Origin of the sequence: Nocardia aurea, assembly GCF_003123685.1 — a bacterium.
Taxonomy (GTDB): domain Bacteria; phylum Actinomycetota; class Actinomycetes; order Mycobacteriales; family Mycobacteriaceae; genus Nocardia; species Nocardia aurea.
Genome location: NZ_QCYJ01000139.1, coordinates 1 through 1,080 on the forward strand (window position 1 = coordinate 1; position 1,080 = coordinate 1,080).

Genomic DNA, 1,080 nt, shown 5'->3' on the forward strand with positions numbered 1-1,080 from the left:
CCGATCTGGGGTCGGCCACGGTGCCAGCCACGGTGCCGGCCACGGCACCCCCCGGCGCGGTGACGGACGTGGTGACCGACGCCCTCGACCGGGACGCGGTCGTCCAAGTGGTACGGCAGGCCGCCCCCGACGCGGTCGTCCACCTGCTCACCGCGATCCCCAGGACCATCGACCCCAGGAAGTTCGCCAAGCAGTTCGAGACGACCGACCGGCTGCGTGTCGAGGGCACCCGCAATCTCCTGGAGGCCGCGCCTGGCGCGAGGTTCGTCGCCCAGGGCCTGGCCTTCGCCTACCGGCCCGGGGAGGGACTCGCGGACGAGGACGTGCCGCTGTGGACGGACGGGCCCAGGCCGTTGAGGCCGATCGTCGAGGCGGTGGCCGAACTGGAGCGGCAGACCGCGCGGGCGGGCGGCCTGGTGCTGCGCTTCGGCCACCTGACGGGGCCGGGCACGGTCTTCGCCGAGGACGGCTCCACGACCGAGGCCGTACGCGCGGGCAGGATGCCGCTCGTCGGCGACGGCGGCTCGGTGATGTCGTTCACCCACGCGCACGACGCGGCCACCGCGATCGTCGCCGCGCTCGACAGGGACGTCACCGGCGCGCTGAACGTGGTCGACGACACGCCCGTCCTCATGCGCGACTGGCTGCCCGCCTACGCGCGGCGGCTCGGCGCCCCCGCTCCCCGTCGGGTGCCCGCCTTCCTGGCCCGGCTCGCCGCCGGCCCCTTCGGCGTGGCGTACATGACCATGCTGCGCGGCGCCGACAACAGCCGGGCGCGGCTGCGGCTCAACTGGCGCCCCCGCCACGCGGCCATGCTCGGTGTGAAGGGATGATCGGATGGTGGATTTCGAGGAGCACCGCCCGACGCTGCTCGGGCTGGCCTACCGGCTGCTCGGCAGCATGTGGGACGCGGAGGACGTGGTGCAGGAGGCGTGGCTGCGCTGGCAGGCGGCCGACCGCGGGGAGGTGAGGGACCCCCGGGCGTTCCTGGTGACCGTCGTGTCGCGGCTGGCGCTCGACCAGCTCCGCTCGGCCAGGGTCAAGCGCGAGGCCTACACCGGTCCCTGGCTGCCCGAGCCG

The 1,080-nt window shown here is 74.7% G+C and carries 2 protein-coding genes; both read left to right on the plus strand.

Going from position 1 to position 1,080, the window contains the following annotated elements:
• A partial coding sequence (locus tag DAT37_RS36690; protein ID WP_109529551.1) for an NAD-dependent epimerase/dehydratase family protein occupies window positions 1–833 on the plus strand: 833 nt, incomplete at its 5' end.
• Window positions 834–837: 4 nt separating this feature from the next.
• Window positions 838–1,080, plus strand: a 243-nt coding sequence (locus DAT37_RS36695; protein WP_269814830.1) for a sigma factor, incomplete at its 3' end; no start/stop codon positions are given.